Source organism: Haemophilus parainfluenzae ATCC 33392, from assembly GCF_031191205.1.
Lineage (GTDB): Bacteria > Pseudomonadota > Gammaproteobacteria > Enterobacterales > Pasteurellaceae > Haemophilus_D > Haemophilus_D parainfluenzae.
Map to the genome: position 1 here is coordinate 179,591 of NZ_CP133470.1, position 17,391 is coordinate 196,981.

The 17,391-nt window shown below is 34.7% G+C and carries 15 protein-coding genes, 3 tRNA genes and 1 pseudogene; 4 read left to right on the plus strand and 15 right to left on the minus strand.

The window, feature by feature from the left end:
• Positions 1–9: 9 nt before the first annotated feature.
• Both artP and lpcA read right to left on the minus strand, forming a co-directional pair.
• Complete coding sequence (gene artP, locus RDV53_RS00885) at positions 10–747, minus strand: arginine ABC transporter ATP-binding protein ArtP (protein ID WP_005696556.1); 738 nt, start codon at positions 745–747, stop codon at positions 10–12.
• A gap of 147 nt (positions 748–894) precedes the next feature.
• The gene (lpcA, locus tag RDV53_RS00890; RefSeq protein WP_032822680.1) at positions 895–1,479 is read right to left on the minus strand and encodes a D-sedoheptulose 7-phosphate isomerase; all 585 of its coding nucleotides are present in this window, start codon (positions 1,477–1,479) and stop codon (positions 895–897) included.
• Positions 1,480–1,678: 199 nt separating this feature from the next.
• Between lpcA and RDV53_RS00895 the strand changes: the two genes are divergently transcribed.
• Positions 1,679–2,488, plus strand: a complete 810-nt coding sequence (locus RDV53_RS00895; protein ID WP_005696558.1) for a DNA ligase — start codon at positions 1,679–1,681, stop codon at positions 2,486–2,488.
• Between the two features lie 51 nt (positions 2,489–2,539).
• Here the strand turns inward: RDV53_RS00895 and trxA are convergent, their stop codons facing one another.
• The gene (trxA, locus tag RDV53_RS00900; RefSeq protein ID WP_005696559.1) at positions 2,540–2,863 is read right to left on the minus strand and encodes a thioredoxin; all 324 of its coding nucleotides are present in this window, start codon (positions 2,861–2,863) and stop codon (positions 2,540–2,542) included.
• Positions 2,864–2,980: 117 nt separating this feature from the next.
• Positions 2,981–4,090, minus strand: a complete 1,110-nt coding sequence (locus RDV53_RS00905) for a methionine biosynthesis PLP-dependent protein (protein ID WP_005696560.1) — start codon at positions 4,088–4,090, stop codon at positions 2,981–2,983.
• Positions 4,091–4,345: 255 nt separating this feature from the next.
• Between RDV53_RS00905 and RDV53_RS00910 the strand changes: the two genes are divergently transcribed.
• From RDV53_RS00910 to RDV53_RS00920, 3 genes are all read left to right on the plus strand, one after another.
• Positions 4,346–4,421, plus strand: a tRNA-Gly gene (locus RDV53_RS00910).
• A 7-nt stretch (positions 4,422–4,428) separates the two neighbouring features.
• A tRNA-Cys gene (locus RDV53_RS00915) sits at positions 4,429–4,502 on the plus strand.
• 28 nt (positions 4,503–4,530) lie between these two features.
• Positions 4,531–4,617: transfer RNA gene (locus RDV53_RS00920), tRNA-Leu, on the plus strand.
• A 192-nt stretch (positions 4,618–4,809) separates the two neighbouring features.
• On the opposite strand, the gene RDV53_RS00925 is transcribed toward RDV53_RS00920, so the two are convergent.
• The 11 genes and pseudogenes from RDV53_RS00925 to RDV53_RS00975 form a co-directional block, all read right to left on the minus strand.
• Positions 4,810–6,084, minus strand: coding sequence for a hypothetical protein (locus RDV53_RS00925; protein WP_005696562.1), 1,275 nt, complete (start codon positions 6,082–6,084; stop codon positions 4,810–4,812).
• Positions 6,085–6,141: 57 nt separating this feature from the next.
• A complete protein-coding gene (locus RDV53_RS00930) occupies positions 6,142–6,633 on the minus strand; it encodes a hypothetical protein (protein WP_005696563.1) in 492 nt (163 codons plus the stop codon).
• Positions 6,634–6,740: 107 nt separating this feature from the next.
• The gene (locus tag RDV53_RS00935; RefSeq protein ID WP_005696564.1) at positions 6,741–7,898 is read right to left on the minus strand and encodes a WD40 repeat domain-containing protein; all 1,158 of its coding nucleotides are present in this window, start codon (positions 7,896–7,898) and stop codon (positions 6,741–6,743) included.
• Positions 7,895–9,976, minus strand: coding sequence for an alpha/beta hydrolase family protein (locus tag RDV53_RS00940; protein WP_005696565.1), 2,082 nt, complete (start codon positions 9,974–9,976; stop codon positions 7,895–7,897). The genes RDV53_RS00935 and RDV53_RS00940 overlap by 4 nt, the downstream gene beginning before the upstream one ends.
• A complete protein-coding gene (locus RDV53_RS00945; protein ID WP_005696566.1) occupies positions 9,969–11,294 on the minus strand; it encodes a DUF4123 domain-containing protein in 1,326 nt (441 codons plus the stop codon). Before RDV53_RS00945 ends, RDV53_RS00940 begins: the two co-directional genes overlap by 8 nt.
• Positions 11,295–11,738: 444 nt before the next feature.
• Complete coding sequence (locus RDV53_RS00950; RefSeq protein ID WP_005696567.1) at positions 11,739–12,017, minus strand: lysozyme inhibitor LprI family protein; 279 nt, start codon at positions 12,015–12,017, stop codon at positions 11,739–11,741.
• A 219-nt stretch (positions 12,018–12,236) separates the two neighbouring features.
• Positions 12,237–12,908, minus strand: a complete 672-nt coding sequence (locus RDV53_RS00955) for a hypothetical protein (protein ID WP_032822674.1) — start codon at positions 12,906–12,908, stop codon at positions 12,237–12,239.
• 198 nt (positions 12,909–13,106) lie between these two features.
• A complete protein-coding gene (locus RDV53_RS00960; RefSeq protein ID WP_051942615.1) occupies positions 13,107–13,883 on the minus strand; it encodes a hypothetical protein in 777 nt (258 codons plus the stop codon).
• A 261-nt stretch (positions 13,884–14,144) separates the two neighbouring features.
• Positions 14,145–14,836 (minus strand): annotated as a pseudogene (locus RDV53_RS00965) (hypothetical protein); the annotation flags it as partial.
• Between the two features lie 109 nt (positions 14,837–14,945).
• On the minus strand, positions 14,946–15,566 hold the full coding sequence (locus RDV53_RS00970; protein ID WP_005696574.1) for a hypothetical protein: 621 nt from the start codon (positions 15,564–15,566) through the stop codon (positions 14,946–14,948).
• Entirely contained in the window at positions 15,541–17,388 is a 1,848-nt protein-coding gene (locus RDV53_RS00975) for a glycoside hydrolase family 19 protein (protein WP_005696575.1), read from the minus strand. The genes RDV53_RS00970 and RDV53_RS00975 overlap by 26 nt, the downstream gene beginning before the upstream one ends.
• Positions 17,389–17,391 lie beyond the last annotated feature (3 nt).

Consider the following 17,391-nt stretch of genomic DNA (forward strand, 5'->3'; position numbering starts at 1 on the left):
TGTGTTTCCTTATTCTGAGTGTGAAAGATATTGTTTAAATTGTTCGGTTTTTGGATTATCAAAGCAATCTGCACTGCCCATTTCAATAATCTTACCTTGCTCCATATAGACGACCTTAGTCGCCACTTTTTGTGCCACGTTCACTTCGTGGGTCACAATCACCTGAGTAATACCTGTTTGTTGAAGTTCTTTAATGATATCAACAACTTGAGCTGTAATCTCAGGATCCAGTGCTGCCGTTGGTTCATCAAACAACAACACTTGCGGTTTCATCATTAATGCTCGAGCAATGGCTACACGTTGTTGCTGACCGCCAGATAAGTGAAGCGGGAAACGATCGGCATGCTCTTCCAAACGTAAACGTTTTAAAAGTTCTAATGCATCTTTTTTCGCTTCTTCCTCACTAATGCCTAACACTTTTTTCGGCGCTTCAATCAGGTTTTCAATCACCGTTAAATGTGGCCAAAGATTATATTGCTGAAATACCATGCCCACATCTTGACGAAGTTGACGAATAGCTTTTGGATTATTATTCGCCTGAGACAAATCAAAATGATTATTCGCAATATGCAATTCGCCAGAGGTTGGTACTTCTAATAAATTTAATGTACGGATTAACGTACTTTTTCCTGCACCACTTGGTCCAAGTAACACCACGGTGTCGCCTTCTTGTGCATCAAGATTGATATCAAACAATGCCTGTGATGAACCATAAAAGAAATTCAAATTTTTAACACTAATCGCCATACTAAGTTTACTGTTACCCTCTCTCGATTTCTAAGAATGAATAAATATTACTTTTAAATGATTAATTATGCAAGTGTTTTATAAAAAATCCCAAAAATTTTTTTGGGATCTTTAAATCATTGAATTTTAAACCGCACTTATTACGAATTAGGCCTCTTTCGCCATCTCAAATTCAACTAGCATCATTAAAATATGAATCACTTTGATGTGGATTTCTTGAATGCGATCTGCATAACCAAAGTGTGGCACTCGAATTTCAACATCCGCTAAACCTGTCATTTTACCGCCATCTTTACCTGTCATTGCAATCACTTTCATGCCTTTTGCTTTTGCCGCTTCAATCGCATTTAAGATATTTTTAGAATTGCCTGATGTCGATAATCCAAATAAAACATCGCCTTCTTTACCCACTGCTTCAACAAAGCGAGAGAATACATATTCATAACCAAAGTCATTACTTACACAGCTTAAATGACTTACATCTGAAATCGCAATCGCAGGATAACCTGGGCGGTTTTCACGATAACGACCAGTTAGTTCTTCGGCAAAATGCATAGCATCACAGTGAGAACCACCATTACCGCAAGATAATACTTTACCGCCATTTTTAAAGCTTTCTGCTAATAATTTAGCTGCTTTTTCAATAAATTTGATGTTGTCATCATCTGAAACAAACTTGTTTAATACGTCTTGAGCTTCCATAAGCTCTGCTTTAATTTGATCAAAATACATTTTATTCTCCTTAAAAATTAAAATTCGAAATAGCGTTGGCATTGTATAGCGTTCATTTCAAATAATCTAGCGCTCTTTCTTATCTCTCTATTTTCCAGCCTACTTCTCATTCTTTTGCGATACTAATCACAGATTCAATTAAAAACACTTTAAAAAATGACCGCACTTTTTAAACTCAAACAATTTAAAAGGAGAGATTATGCGAGTAGTTTATTTATTACTTTGTATGTTATTCAGTCAAATAACTTGGGCGAACGATAGTGATTTAATGCTATTAGGTACCTATGAAAACCAAGATATCCAGGGTTGGGTGATGTCTGAAAAATTAGATGGAGTACGAGGTTATTGGGATGGCAAAACGTTATTAAGTCGTCAAGGATTACCCTTGCCTGCTCCAGCATACTTTACGGCTCAATTTCCGCCTTTTGCCATTGATGGTGAACTATTTAGTCAACGTAATCAATTTGAAGAAATTGCCTCTATCACAAAATCCTTTAAAGGAGATAATTGGGCAAAATTAACACTTTATGTTTTCGATGTGCCTAATGCCTCAGGCAACCTTTTTGAACGTCTCAAAACCTTAGAAGATTATTTGAAAGAACACCCTACGCCTTATATCAAGATTATTCCGCAAATTCCAATTCGAGATAAAACACATTTATTCGAGTATTTGCATGAAGTAGAATCGAAAAAAGGTGAAGGGATCGTGTTGCGTAATCCTAATGCGCCTTACGAAAGAAAACGCAGTACACAAATTTTAAAGTTAAAAAGCACTTATGATGAAGAATGTACCGTGATAGCACATCACAAAGGGAAAGGCCAATTTGAGAATATACTCGGCTCGCTTACCTGTGAAAATCATCGTGGAAAATTCAAAATCGGTTCAGGATTTAATCTGAGTGAGCGCGAAAATCCACCACCTATTGGTAGCACGATTACCTACAAATATCGTGGATTAACTAATTCTGGAAAACCTCGTTTTGCCACTTATTGGCGAGAAAAAAAATAAGAGCGGTCAAAAATATCGCTATTTTGACCGCTCTTAGATTTAATAACTCAATTATAGGTGTTGATTAATAAACGCCGCTAATTGATTTTTTGGTAATGCACCCACTTGTGTTGCAACAAGTTGGCCATTTTTGAAAAGTAGTAAAGTTGGGATACTACGTACACCAAATTGACCTGCCACTAATTGGTTGTCATCTACGTTGATTTTAACAATTTTTGCTTTACCTGCGAATTCAGGTGCGATTTCATCTAAAATTGGCGCAATCATTTTGCAAGGGCCACACCATGGCGCCCAGAAATCCACTAATACTGGAATATCAGATTGCACAACAGTAGTTTCAAAATCTGCATCATTAATATGTAATACTTCGCTCATTTTTGTTTCCTTATTTAATAAGGTGCTGACGAATCAACACCTAATGTTAATTGATGTTGTGCATAATAGCACAAGGTATATTGAATTGCACAGATTAGTCCGATTGATAAAAACTAATTATTTAAGTTGTGCAAAAGCCTGTAATAAATCGGCTTTGATGTCTTCTACATCTTCTAAGCCAACAGAAAAACGCAATAATGTGTTTGTAATACCACGAGCAACACGTTCCGCTTCAGGAATATCCATATGGGTTTGGGTCGCAGGATAGGTAATAAAACTTTCTGTACCGCCTAAGCTTTCCGCAAAGGTAATCAATTTGATTGATTTTAAGAACGTATTTACCCAATTTTCATCTTTCAAACGGAAAGATAGCATTCCGCCTTTGTTTGGATATAACACGCTATCAATTTGTGGCTGTTCGCGTAAAAATTCCGCAATCGCCTTCGCATTATCTTGATGGCGTTTCATACGTAATGAAAGGGTTTTCATTCCACGCACAGTTAACCAAGAATCGAATGGCGAAAGTACTGCACCTGCACCATTTTGAATATAGGCGATACGATCACAAAGTTCTTGCCCTTTTGCAATAATCAAGCCAACTAAACTATCATTATGACCTGCAATATATTTCGTGCCACTGTGGATTACAATATCCGCGCCTAAATCTAATGGTCGAGATAGCACAGGAGTTAAGAAAGTATTGTCTACAATCATTAATAAATTGTGTTTTTTCGCTAATTTCGCAATTTCTGCAACATCACACTCTTCCATTAATGGATTTGATGGGGTTTCAATAAAAATCGCTTTTGTATTCGCTGTAATAGCCGCTTCAATTTCAGCTAAAGAAGCGGTATTCACATAAATGGGTTTTACGCTGTTGTTATTTTTATAGGCAAAATCCAATAAACGATAAGTTCCACCATATACATCACTTGATACAATCCATTCATCTGGACCTTTAAATAAATTCATCAGCACTTGAATTGCCGCCATACCAGAAGCAAAAGCAAAACCACGATTACCATTTTCTAATTTTGCTACGGTATCTTCCAAAACACTACGTGTTGGGTTTTTTGTGCGCGTATAATCAAAGCCGGTACTTTCACCAATCCCGTGGTGGCCATAAGCTGTTGAAAGATAAATTGGCGTAGAAACCGCACCAGTGCGCTCATCACTGCGATTTCCCGCTTGGGCTAATAATGTATCGATAGAATATTGTTGTGTCATAATTTACCTCTAAAACATGCAAAAACTTGACCGCACTTTTCTTTATTTAATGGCGAGTAAAACGCTCCAATTTTGTCATAAAGCCACTCTCGATAAAAGTAGAAATTGAAAACTCTGTGAAAATTATATTCTTGTGCTAAATTTTGCTGTAATTTCAACCGAAACGAAGATTTTTTCAACATTTGAATTTTTTTTTAAGATCTTCGATTGACAGAATTTCAAATTCCCGTAAAATGCACCGCACTAACAGCGTATGCGGGAATAGCTCAGTTGGTAGAGCACGACCTTGCCAAGGTCGGGGTCGCGAGTTCGAGCCTCGTTTCCCGCTCCAAACTAACGGCGTGTTAGCAAAGCGGTTATGCACTGGATTGCAAATCCATGTAGCTCGGTTCGACTCCGGGACACGCCTCCATAACCACGCAGTTAGTTAATCACTCGATGCCCGAGTGGTGGAATCGGTAGACACAAGGGATTTAAAATCCCTCGCCTTTCGAGGCGTGCCAGTTCAAGTCTGGCTTCGGGCACCATTCTTTATTCTAATCGAATAGTCAATATCTCATTTAATAATTAAGTATTTTATCCAAACTATTAAATAGAACTTCTATTCCGTTTCAAAAATTTTAGTTATCGCCTACACTTGAAATTATTTATTCCCAGAAAAACAATAATTTTCCTAATAAAAGTGCGGTAAAAATTCGCACTTTTACTATATAATTCTATTATTTTAATATTTCTATTTGGTAGCTAATCTGTCTCAATTCACATTCTGATGTCTTATTCTCTTGAAGAAGGTTTTCCCAATTTTCATGTTCAAAAACAGAAACATTCACTTGTTTGTTTGAAAAATGTGTCAATTTTAACTGTGAATAAGCATCCACACATTTCCCTAACGTGATAGGTCCTTGATTATTCACTGGCCTAATCTTTCCGACTAATGTGATGATTTTCCCTTGCGGATCGGTTAGCGCGTGCTGTAAATAAAATGGAAATCCATTGAGGGTTAAAATAGCTTGGTCATGATATGTTGGTGTAAATATCAACATAGACGTATTAGATACGTTTTTATGTTGTAATTTATTGGCTGTATCAACGTATTCTACCTGTCCTAAAGTTGCTTGAATTGGGGTGTTTTCAAGCCATAATGCCCCCTCAGCATTTGTACACTCAGTTAATGCAAAATTATGGTAAGCCAGCGTATTATCAACAGGTTCTAAAAGATGCATAAAAGAAGCACTACTATTTTTTCTACACGAGAAAGCGCCGAGTTTTTTATTATCGTCTGCAAGTTGAGCCCAAACTGCAGAAGGTGTACTTCTAAACGAGAACAGATTCACCTCTCCCCAAGAAAACGGTTTTTCTCGGCTCACAACTTGCTCTAAATATGGATTTTCAGGTAACCAATCTACCTCCGCACTATCATCTAAATGCGTGAAAATGTTTAAGATTGGATGCTCTTTCATTTCACCTACTTTAGTGGTTTGTAATTTCTTACGCGGATTAGCAGAGTAAGTGAGCGAAGTTTTGATTGTCTCTGGGCAAGATTCAGCAAAAGCATGACTAAACTGCTTAATGACATGCAAGGTTGCTTGTTCATTTTGGAGATCGGTTAAAAGCACATCAAATTCGGGGGATTTAATGACACATTGATCGATTTTAGTGTTGTTTAACCCAGTCTGATGTTTTGCTGAACCAATAAGAATCATCGGCTTACCTTCTTGATTTAAAATCAGAAAGAGATCATCGGCAATCCATTCATCTCCAATTCTAGCGTATCCTTGAGGTCTCGCCGTCCAATAAGGATTAGGTAAGCTATTTAAGTCCGCAAGTTTGGTGGTTATTTTCTCTTTATAGATCGGAAGCCCCGAATTGTAATAAAGCATAAAATCTTTAAGCTGAATCTGCTGCTGATTTAGCATCAAGGAGAATTCTGCTACTTTACATTCAGCAAACTCAAATTCTTCAGCAGGTAGGCCTTTTTCTACATCTTCTTGCATTTTCCTTTTAAAGCCTAGTTCATGTGTACATTTTATGCCATGAGGCAATTCTTTTGGCTAAGTTAGACTTATCACATCAACCTGATCATAGTTTATGGGAGCTTTGAAAGAAGTCAGCTCAAAGTTTCCCCATTTAAAAGTAGGTTGATTACCATGTTCGTCTTTTAAGTTATCAGTTTTGGCATAAAGCGTATAGTCATATTCCCCAATCTCTGCATTGGGCGGAAGATCTGTTAAGGCTTCAACTAGTTCGTGTTCACGTTGTATCTTTTGTTCTTGCACGCTTTGGGCATCTCGATATTCTGTCCATTTAGTATATCCCCAAGGAATGCTTATGGTTGGAATAATTAACAGAAGTTTTATTTTAGTTGTTAATGGCTTATCAGTTATTACTCCTATAACCGCATATAAAGCAAAATAGATGATCAGAAGAACCGCATAAGCTGGTAAAAGCCACCACGCAAAAAAGACAATAATATCCCCTGATATCAACGCTCCAACTAAAAATATAACTAAAACAAGGAATATACCAACAATAACTTTAATCATCACTCTAACCTTCGGAGTATCACATAAAAATATTATATGGAGTGAATTATACCATTAAGGAAAGTACGGTTAAAAAACATTCGAAATGCTAGCCGCACTTTTAACATTTAATCTGCCACCCAGATTTTCTCTAACTCCATTTTCTCAGGATGATATTTATACACATTAATTCCACCGCCGGTGGCTTGCCCGGTGACGAGGATATGAGCTTTCGGAGAAGAGGAAACGCTGAGGTTTCTCTGATAGTAATTTGTTGAAATACTCGGGTCGTTGCCGATTTCTACATAGCCTTTAATTTGAGGTTCACCTACAGTATAGACAGCAGCAATTTCATCGCCATAACCGTCATAATTACCACTTTGTCTCAGTGCAACAAATTCTGTATCTGTAACAAAAGCATAAGCAATAACACTGATTTTCGTAATTTGTTTTTCTTTCAATTTTTCGGGAATATTATCAAACTTTAATGATAGGCGTTGTCTATTCATAATGTTATGAATTTCCCACATATAATTCCTAATATTTTCACCTCCTGTCACAACCCAATCACCATTAGGACTTATTAAACCGGTAGTTTTTCCACAATTTCCATTCAATTTAGCGACAGGCTTTAAAGTATGCCTATTCCATAAAGTAATTTCATCATAACTTCCTTTTTTACTACTGTTAGGATTAATTGGATTTTCTGTTAGGTTAGTTTCCGCAACAGGAGAATTGCCAACTGAACAAGCTGCTGTTGCAGATAAAAAATAATCTTTACTCATTGATAAAGTTAATGGGAAAGGGAAACTTCCATCGGTATAAACTGGTACTAAATCTTTTCCATACCCTTTATAAAGCTGCCCGTTATCTTCCATATTAGAGGAAAGATAAAATTGTTTATCTGCTGACATAATATGCGTTTTCACTTGAAAGTGTGGGAAATTTTCTATTTCTTTTCCTTCTACATTTTGAATATGCACAATATTTTTATTATCCTGCCACATAAACTCATGGCTATCAGGAATAAAAAAGGCACTAAACGCGTTGGCATTTCGGGCAAGTATTGTCTTTTCCTTTTTCTCAATATCCCATAACACCAACTGACCAATAGGTTTATGTCTATCGGCATCTTCCGTAGCATGAGCACTAATGACATAACGCCCGTCGGTTGAAACACTTAACGAAAGTACCGGTGCAGTGCTGAAATATTTATATATAGCAAATAAAATAACGCATAGAATAACAGCTAATACAATAACTCTTAATTTTAACTTAGTAATCATTTTTTATATCTCCCAAAGTTTGAATTAGCCTTTATCCATCTATCCATAATTTGATTTTTATAGCTTTCTTTGTAGATATCAGGAAAAACCTTTTGGGTATCCAATGCCTTCCACTCCCACTCCCGCATTGCCGAGTGCGAAATAAAATAATTACTCTGATCAAAGAAATTGAATTTTTTGTCTTCTTTATCTTCTTCACTACTGGTATTGCCATTAATAAATTGATCAAACCCTTCCTCTTTTTGAAGTTCTGTTAATTTTTTATTTTTATACCCAATACCTTCAACAGACAAACGATTTCCTTGATGCCCCAACGCAGGACGCACCCACATATTTTTTATATAAATCGTCCAATTGTTAAATACCTGGTAAGTCAGCACATCAACAATATGTTTAAAATACTCATCATCAGGACGAAAACGACGATAATGGCTCCAAGGTTTCAAATAGTTTAATGGCTTCTTTAAATCAGAGGATACATCATTGGCTTCTTCCATCAGTAATTTTTCAATCTTCTGTTTTATTTCCCGTCCTTTCACTGTGTTTTCTATATTGTTATATTCCGCAATGTCGTCCTGGTTTAGGCTTCCCCGATGTATTAGGACGTTCCGTCGGAGTTGTTCTATATTTTCATAATACTCACCAATTAAATTTAACTTATAGTAATAATCTTTTAAGGCTCCAGTGGTGTTTGCTAGAGAGGAATATTTCATCGGATAAGCTCCACCAATTAAACCGGTATATTCCTTATCTCCACCACGACTATCACCATCCAACACTCCATCTTCTTGTGAATACAATACGCGAAGATATTTCACTGTTTTATGTGCATAAGGAAATAGTTCCATTGCCACCGGATTTTTCACGCGAGTATATGTGTCAGTGATTGCATTATCAGCGACAGCGGCTTCCCACATAATCAGATTATCAATTTTCTCATTATAGGCCCCGTCAAAATCACCTAAAATATTCAATGCACTTAATGCAACTCGGGCACCTAATGAATGAGTAATAATATTAACTTTAATGCCTTCATTAAATAACTCTATCAATACCTTTGCGAGCTCTCGCCCTGCTTCGTTAGCATACATTTCCGCTCTGAAAAACACCATGGAAGGATCAACGCTACCAGACCAAGTCACTCCAATAATTCGGTGATATTTATCCCAATCAGTAAAAGGATCATCATAATTTAATTTACCAGATGCAGCTAAATTCAAATAATATTCAACATGTGGAAACCAACCTAAAGCTTTATGACCATTAACTTTTAAATCTACCTCATCGTAAATGTGCTTAACATAAATATTGTCATCCTCTTTCGCTTGCTCAAGGAGTGTATTTGTCGCCAATTGACCAATCGCCTTGTTATCATAATGCAAATAAGGTCGCTGAACCTGATCGGAGGGCGGTAAGTTTGAATATTCTGGAAGCTCGCCAAAATCTTCCGATTGTGGAAATTTTCCAATATGTCCAAGTGAAACATTGTAGCCATGAATAAACAAAGTAGCGGTGTTACCATCCTTTTTAATCTGTTCAAGTTGTTTTGTAGATAATCTCGTCTCACTATTTTGACGAAAACGCAAATTCAATAAAATCGGTGGGGGAAGATAGATTGCCTTCACTTCTTTTGCATTTACCGAAACAAACACTTTTAGTGGTTTAGCAAGTTGTAATCGCGGGTCTTTAGTTTTTTCATCATTTGCTTTGATAAGTACATAGCCGTCTGAATCATTAAAAAATGCTTGTTCATCTTTATCAGTAAGCTGTCTGCCGTCTTTTTTATGACGGTCGTATTTTGGTGCGGTATCAGGACCTCTCATTAATTGCCAGGAAATCAGACCGCACTTTACGCTCAAATGGTGACTATCTCCATTTTTATCAATTTCACCGTAAGAAACCCCACCATCTTGGTCATAAACTTTGACCATAATTCCTGCAGGTAAAGGACGATCAAGTGTATCTTTATGATGAATAATGATATTAGTACGACAAGCTGCAGTGCCCATCTTGGTTGATTCAGAACGGTGGGCTTCTTCGAATTGATGATAGAATGGTTGTGTAGTGGTATTAGCCATGTAAATTTGCTCCCAATTTATTACGGATAATATTTTTATTTTCTAGAACGCTTATCCGTTGTTTTATAAGATATCGTTTTTTTTGTTCTACGATATCACTTTGCAAAATTTGATTAATTTTTTTCTCTGGATCTAATATATCAATTACGTTGCCATAGGCTAAACTCAGTAAAGCAAATAATCCAATATCAATAGTTTGATGTAAAGCATAAGTTTGACAAAGACGATAGCAATGTTGAACGACTTTTTCAATTGTCGCTCTGTCATAGTGGTCATTTAGCATTGGGGTAGTATCCAGTAATTCAGTAACCAAATCTTTTAGTAATACAGAATTTCTTTCATCAACAATTGTATTTAATTCAAATTTATCAAACTGTTTTTTAGCCGGTGTTATTTTAGCCAAATCTATTGTAGGTATATAATGCACAACATCATTTCCCTTAGGCAAAATAAAGGAGTCAATTAAGCCTTGCCCCCAAAAAGTTGCTAATTTTTTTGGATAATATATTAAACGGTCAAAATATTGTTCTAATACTATTGGGTCATAAAAACGAAAATAGAGCAATCTATCATCATAAGTTGGCATATAGATAAATTTTCTAAAATGATTCAGTAACTCATCAAATGTAGCGGTTGATCGGAAGAAAAAACCAAATGATTTATTCCACTGTTGAAATCCATCCTCAGACTCTTTTCCTTTCGGGCTTTCACTGCACAGTTCTTCAACAAAAGAGTGATTTTCCGGTAAGTGCAACAAATAAGGCGCAGTTCTTTTTCTCTTTTCTCCCTCTTCACCTTTAAATAAACAAGCGTAATGAATATCATCTAACTCAAAACGCTGTGGAAACCAAAAGCTCACTTCGGCATTAATGATGGCATAGCATTGGCCGGCGGAATTATCTTCCGGCCATAGGTAAGGCTTAATGGTGTCCGGAATAGGTTGAAATAAGAAAGGCGTACGTTCATCTTCTCGTCTTAGCGGGAATTCGGTTTTAATTAAACAGGCTATTGTGCTTTTTTCATTTTCTCGATATTGGTTAGGATTGAAAATGATAACCGGATGCTGTTCCGATAACTCTTGCGCTGTTGTTTTTAATTGCGCAATTAATGTTTCATCGGCGTGGCGTTGAAAATAGGTATTAAGGGGTAGGGGAAGAAAAGAATACTGTAATCGAATTTGGTTCTGTTGTTGGTAAACTGTAATGTGATTTTTGGCGATTTCGGCACTGGTGGCATAAATTAAGATAATAATATCTTCTTGTTCATTATTGGAGAGTTGGTGAGCATTGACGGCATAGATTAGATTTTCATGTGGCATGGAATTCTCCTTGGTTAGAGGACAAATATTATAGGGATTTTAGAGTTAAAAGCTAACCTATTAATTAATCATCATAATTATACTATCTATGTATTCCCCTTCTCTTATTGCTTTCATAGTCACTAGAACTTAGCCCTAACTATCTTTCAGAAATGCCAGATCATACCCCAAAAAACAGTATAAATTGGGGAAAACTTAAAATAGATTACACATAATTTCATACTATTTTAAAATTCTTTATTTCTATTCTCTATGTACTTTATCTCTCACTTAATAGCTTAATAAGCTTATCATCTTTAAACGTGCAAGCTCTCTTATTGAAATCACATAAAAAAACCGACTCTAGCAAATCATTTCTCTCATTAATGGCTTTAGTTGCACAATCAATAAAATTTACCTTCCCCTCCTGACCATTTTCAAGTTCGGGATAACATTGCTTAAATTTTAATATATTCCATTTTTTTGAGACGAAATTAGATACTCTCTTATCTTTTGATTTTCTTGTTGGATTGATACTTTATAGTTAAAATTTAACTTTTTCTGAGCCAGCATATACCCCTTACTTACACAAGACATTAAATCTTCTTCTTGCACACTTCCAGACAAGCAAGGCTTAGATAATGCATCTGAAACAAGCAAGTCTTCTGGCTCAAGAGAAAAAACTAAACGAGAAGAAAAAAGTAATAGAAAAATTAAAACCTTATATTTATTATTGTTAAACAAATCGATTCCTTTTTACTTAAACCATATCCAAAACCAATAAACATTACGCAACTTAGAAAACTCAATATTTTTAGGTTCTGCTGGTAAATAAGTCTATAAATGCGATAAATTTCATCAAATAAAATAACCCCATAGGAAAAGTGCGATTCATTTTATATAAAACAAACCGCACTTTAGAAGTTGAAAAACAGGTTTACTATATGCTTGGAACACTAATCTCTATCTTATTAAAAACTCACTATTTACACTTAAATAGCTAATATTATAAGATCTCATCCATTTAATTATACTCTTCTTTCCTGGAAATAATATTTTATACCACTTATTGTTTTTAGAATCCTTTTTAACATCAAGTATCAATACCTTATCCCCTTTAACCAAATACATATCAGTCTTATTATAGTTTTCATTATACAAATAAGATTTTTTATTAACATATCCAAGAGAAAACATTCTATTTCCATTATCAGAAATATCTGTAGAAATATTTCGTCTAAAACTTACAAGATTATCGATTATAAACTCATCAACTTCTGATGGTCCACTACCCAAATAATAATATTCATACTTATCCAAAAGTAGATTATCATCTATCAATTTATAGGTATATATATTAGAAATGCCATCAAATCCACACTCTATAGATATTTTATCTTTTGATATAGGGACGATACTAAATTCCCCACATTCATTATTATCTTTTATATGTATAGTATTGTAGTAATTACTACCTAATTTTAACTCACATTGATAGCTCATTGAATCAGATTGACTACAAGAAATTTTAGACTCCATATCACCACTAAATTTTTGCAGTCCATTCATGCTAGATGTAGCCTCAGCATAATAAGATATTAACAAAGCAATAATAAAAATAATTTTAATCCTCATAACCTTCAAATTTCTTTTGTAGACCTGTGCCATATTTTGTGTTTTTAATACCACTAGTAGAGAATTTATACACTCCTATAGGCTTAGATAAATTCAAATTAGGACATTCTTGTATATTATTATCTCTAATAATCGACTTAAACCTATTATGTCAGTAAAAAAATAACCGCACGTTACAAAGTGCGGTTAACAAGTTATTTAATTTAAATCAACTGGATCAGCTTTAATCCACATGTTGATTTCTTTTTTTCCTTTGTAATTTATAAGGTACCATTTTTCATTTTTTAAAGATTTCACATCATTAATTATGACTTGATCCCCTTTAATCAAATACATTTTACTTATACTATTAGGAGATGTATATAAATAGCTTCTTTTATTAATAAATCCAATCTCCTTACATGAGGATGTATTAATACTCTCATTTAAATATTCACACTTCATATATTTTTCACTCAACAGCCCCCCATCGGAAGAAATATCATAATTAATAATCAATATACTTTTATTATCGTATGTACTGAAAAAAACATTCTTATCATAAGCCTTAATATTTAGAACCAACTTATTGTTTTTATTAAAAAATTTATAGTCCTCAAATCCATATTTGGATTCAATACCATCCATAAATTCTTCACTAATATCCTCTAATTTTATACCATTATGAAAATTTAAAAAATAACCATAATACCTATCATACTCTGGAGAATAATTAACTTGCTCTATCTTTAATATCTTTCCATTTAATTTGCTAAAAATATAACTCAATTCAGTTTTAGTAGATGATGCATTATATGAATTTGATATAACAATAGCATCTTTATTGTCCAATAACACGCTACCTAACTCATCATTAATTAAGATAGTTTTAACTTTATTACCATCATTATAAATATTATTATCTTTTACATAATATTCAGAAAAAGCAAATTGAGGAATAAACAATAGCAAAATAAATAATCTTTTTATAACCATCTTAAACACTCCTCTAATTTAGATGCATATCCAGCTATGCTAGCAGCCTTATCCATACCGTTAATAACCCTTCTGGCATTCAGGTAGTCAGCACTATCTTCTGAAATATAACTTGATATTTTTTCGTTGTAAACATTCCTGTTTCCATTCCATATATCATTATTTTAGTTGCATTCTTTTGATCTAAAGCTAATTCTGGGTTATTAACAAGATCTTTTTTTAGGTATTCCCCTGATTTCCTATAATTTTTCTTCCATGTAGTAACAGTACCTCGCCGCTTTCACCTATTTGGTTATACTTGCCCATTAAGCCAAGCTCTTCACTCGCTTTAATCTCAATAGGTTTATCCAGCTTTACTTCAACATCAGCTTGGGTATCTACCTTATGCTTGCTTAGCAGTGGAAGGCCTTTGATTGGTCCACTTTGCATCTCTTCATAAGACTGATGAAAAATATGCCAATGCTCACCAGACTTAGGTTTATGCTCAATCGTTTTATTATCCTTTGTTTCTCTATACCAAAGTAATTCATCAAATTTATCTTGAATCTGCGTATGTCGTCTGACCCCAATCGTCACGCCATTCTTCAACTCCACACGTGGATTAAGTGACTGATTTTTTGCATCTCGGATAACTATCTTATTATCTGATGATTTAGTACTCCCTACAATCTCTTCTATTCCACTTTTGTAATCGCTTAATTTGGCTGTATGACGGTAAAGCGAATAAAACGTCAGCACATTGTCTTTCGGATAAGCTACTTCATGCTTCAGTAAAAAAAGCCCGTAGAATATACCGCACTTTCTTTTGATGATTCAGATTCATTATCGGATTTATATTCACTATCCACTTTATAAGCTATCAGTTTGCCATCAGCTATCGCACAAATCTTGTTATTCTCAAATTCACTGCTCGGAAATTTTGATGCCTGTGAATGATGTTGATGTTCGAGGTTGTAATTCGGATTTAAAAAGGTGTAATCTCGTAAGGTTTGGCGGGTTGATGATTAGTTTTTAAAAGAACAAAAAATAACCGCACAGTATAAAGTGCGGTTAATAAATCATTTAATTTAGATCGAGAGAATCAGCTTTGATCCACATATTGATTTCTTTTTTTCCTTTGTAGTTAATGAAATACCATCTAGTTCCATCAGAATCAAACGCAGTTTTAATAATTTTTACTCTATCTCCCTTAATTAGATACATGCTTGTCTTTTTTCTATTTAAATCATATAAATAACTTTTCCTTAAAACAAGATAAAAGCATTCGTTAACGCTATTTGAATAAAAATAATCACATACTCTATCTCTTATACTACCTTCTGTTTCTAAGTACCTTGTACTCTCTTTAACAACATATACTGAATTCTCATCAATATGGTAATAATAGTTAAGTTCTTGCCCTCCTGAACCACTGAAGACTAATCTCATAACAAAAAGATCTTTTTCTTTTGATATATTATTCAAGGAATAAATTCCATCAGATAGAATATTTTCTTTCTTAAACAAGATATTATTTTTAGTTTTATTTGATACAATAAATTCTCCATCATCACTAACTGATAACTCTATATCATTATTATTTATTTTAAAATTATATCTAACATCAGATAATGCAGGAGAACACATTCCAAAGATAAAAGTAAAAAATAATACAAGACTACTTTTTATTTTTACATAATTCATATTTCATAATCTCCTTTAACAAATTTCTGTATTTTATCCTATCATCGAATCCATTTGCGCCACCGTTGATAAGCCAACTAATAGTATTTCCCCAATCATTATCTGCCAACACATTAAGATCTAAAACACCAAAAGTTCCCTGTAAATTTCCATAAGACACTATGGACTTATTACAATTAGCTCCTTCCATCTTAATACGCTCATGAATACTTTTAGGAGCACAATTAGGATATCTCCATACACCTGGCTTATTGTTAGAAAGAGTAGCTCCTTTTTTCCAAAACCATCCTCCAGATTCAAATGCATATGCAATGTTTGTCGCAACAATTGATGGATTATTAACTATATTAGAATCGCCCATATCTGCGCTAAATTTTTCATAATTTTTCTTATGGGTTAAGTGTATAAGCCCCCGACCTCTATAAGGATCATATTTAGAAGTATAAGGGCTAGTATATTCTTGCATAGACTGAAAATAGTGTGTTTCATGATATGCTTGAGCAAGAAAATGAATTTTCCTTAAACAGGTATTAATTTCGTATTTATTCATTACCCTATTTAATTCTTTAACGGTTGCTTCATATGTTTTATCGCTAGGAGAAGCTCCACTAGAAATTGCTGGAATCCATAAATTAGTATGTTTAAGAACCCCTTTTCTAAGTTCTGTCACAATACTCTTAAATTCCTCAACCGTAAAATCCCGATGACAAAAGCAGGTCGAATAAGGCATTAACCACCCAATCATCCCCAACGGATGCAGATAATACGCTTGCTTATCCGTATTAAATCCGTCCACCTCTAGCTTTATCGATAAATCAGCTATCCGTTTCTCTATTCTCTTCGCAATCTCTTCTTTTCCATTTGCACGATAAACACCACAGGTTTGACTAAAATCTGCCGCTCTGGTCTTCTTCCATTCGCTGTCATGTTTGGCAACGATTCCCGTCAATCTTCTTTGTTGCACCGGGCTTAATAATAAATCCTTCAGCTTACCTGCTTCACATGAGACCGCCGCGTTTTTATCCTTCTCTAAATCCAACTCGTCCATAATCAATTTGAACATCGGGTCCAATTCATTTTTCTGCTCAGTCGTTAAATCACTTTTCGGGTCTATGTTTTGATGAAGAGGATATTTGAATATACAAAGCCCATTTCCAGATTGATTAAAAATATTCACCCCAGGAAACAATAAGCCATGCGTTAAATGACTACTATCCACATAAATACCACCCTCTTGATGCTTGTGTGGCAAACTATACAGATAAGGTTGTACATTGTAATAATCCTTGCCCGTCTTATCCGTTTTCTTCTTCACTGTTTTTTTTGCCACATCTGATAACGGCACCATGATTTCAACTTGGCTTTTCTCCAGCACCACCGCTTCATCATTCGCTATGCTATAAAGCTGACTGCCCCTTGCTACATACAGAAAATTGTCTTTCGGATAAGCCACTTCATGCTTCAGTAAAAAAAAGCCCGTAGAATATACCGCACTTTCTTTTGATGATTCAGATTCATTATCGGATTTATATTCACTATCCACTTTATAAGCTACCAGTTTGCCATCGGCTATCGCACAAATCTTGTTATTCTCAAATTCACTACTCGGAAATTTTGATGCTCGTAAATGAATGCCTTGATGCCAAAGACCGCTATTATTAAATAAAAAGCGCGCACTTTCATCTCCTGCAAGATGATTAAAGTATTGTTGAGAGAGATTCGTGGTATTGCTTCTCGGTTTCAGTGGGTAAGCGACATGAGGTATTTTCGGGGTTTCTACCTTCTCTGTCTCGGGTGCTGCTTTCTTTTTTTGCTCTGACATAAT

Coding starts and splice junctions, on each gene's coding strand:
- artP (WP_005696556.1), bottom strand. CDS start 747: ATGGCGATTAGTGTTAAAAATTTGAATTTCTTTTATGGTTCATCACAG.
- lpcA (WP_032822680.1), bottom strand. CDS start 1,479: ATGTATTTTGATCAAATTAAAGCAGAGCTTATGGAAGCTCAAGACGTA.
- RDV53_RS00895 (WP_005696558.1), top strand. CDS start 1,679: ATGCGAGTAGTTTATTTATTACTTTGTATGTTATTCAGTCAAATAACT.
- trxA (WP_005696559.1), bottom strand. CDS start 2,863: ATGAGCGAAGTATTACATATTAATGATGCAGATTTTGAAACTACTGTT.
- RDV53_RS00905 (WP_005696560.1), bottom strand. CDS start 4,090: ATGACACAACAATATTCTATCGATACATTATTAGCCCAAGCGGGAAAT.
- RDV53_RS00925 (WP_005696562.1), bottom strand. CDS start 6,084: ATGCAAGAAGATGTAGAAAAAGGCCTACCTGCTGAAGAATTTGAGTTT.
- RDV53_RS00930 (WP_005696563.1), bottom strand. CDS start 6,633: ATGATTAAAGTTATTGTTGGTATATTCCTTGTTTTAGTTATATTTTTA.
- RDV53_RS00935 (WP_005696564.1), bottom strand. CDS start 7,898: ATGATTACTAAGTTAAAATTAAGAGTTATTGTATTAGCTGTTATTCTA.
- RDV53_RS00940 (WP_005696565.1), bottom strand. CDS start 9,976: ATGGCTAATACCACTACACAACCATTCTATCATCAATTCGAAGAAGCC.
- RDV53_RS00945 (WP_005696566.1), bottom strand. CDS start 11,294: ATGCCACATGAAAATCTAATCTATGCCGTCAATGCTCACCAACTCTCC.
- RDV53_RS00955 (WP_032822674.1), bottom strand. CDS start 12,908: ATGAGGATTAAAATTATTTTTATTATTGCTTTGTTAATATCTTATTAT.
- RDV53_RS00960 (WP_051942615.1), bottom strand. CDS start 13,883: ATGGTTATAAAAAGATTATTTATTTTGCTATTGTTTATTCCTCAATTT.
- RDV53_RS00970 (WP_005696574.1), bottom strand. CDS start 15,566: ATGAATTATGTAAAAATAAAAAGTAGTCTTGTATTATTTTTTACTTTT.
- RDV53_RS00975 (WP_005696575.1), bottom strand. CDS start 17,388: ATGTCAGAGCAAAAAAAGAAAGCAGCACCCGAGACAGAGAAGGTAGAA.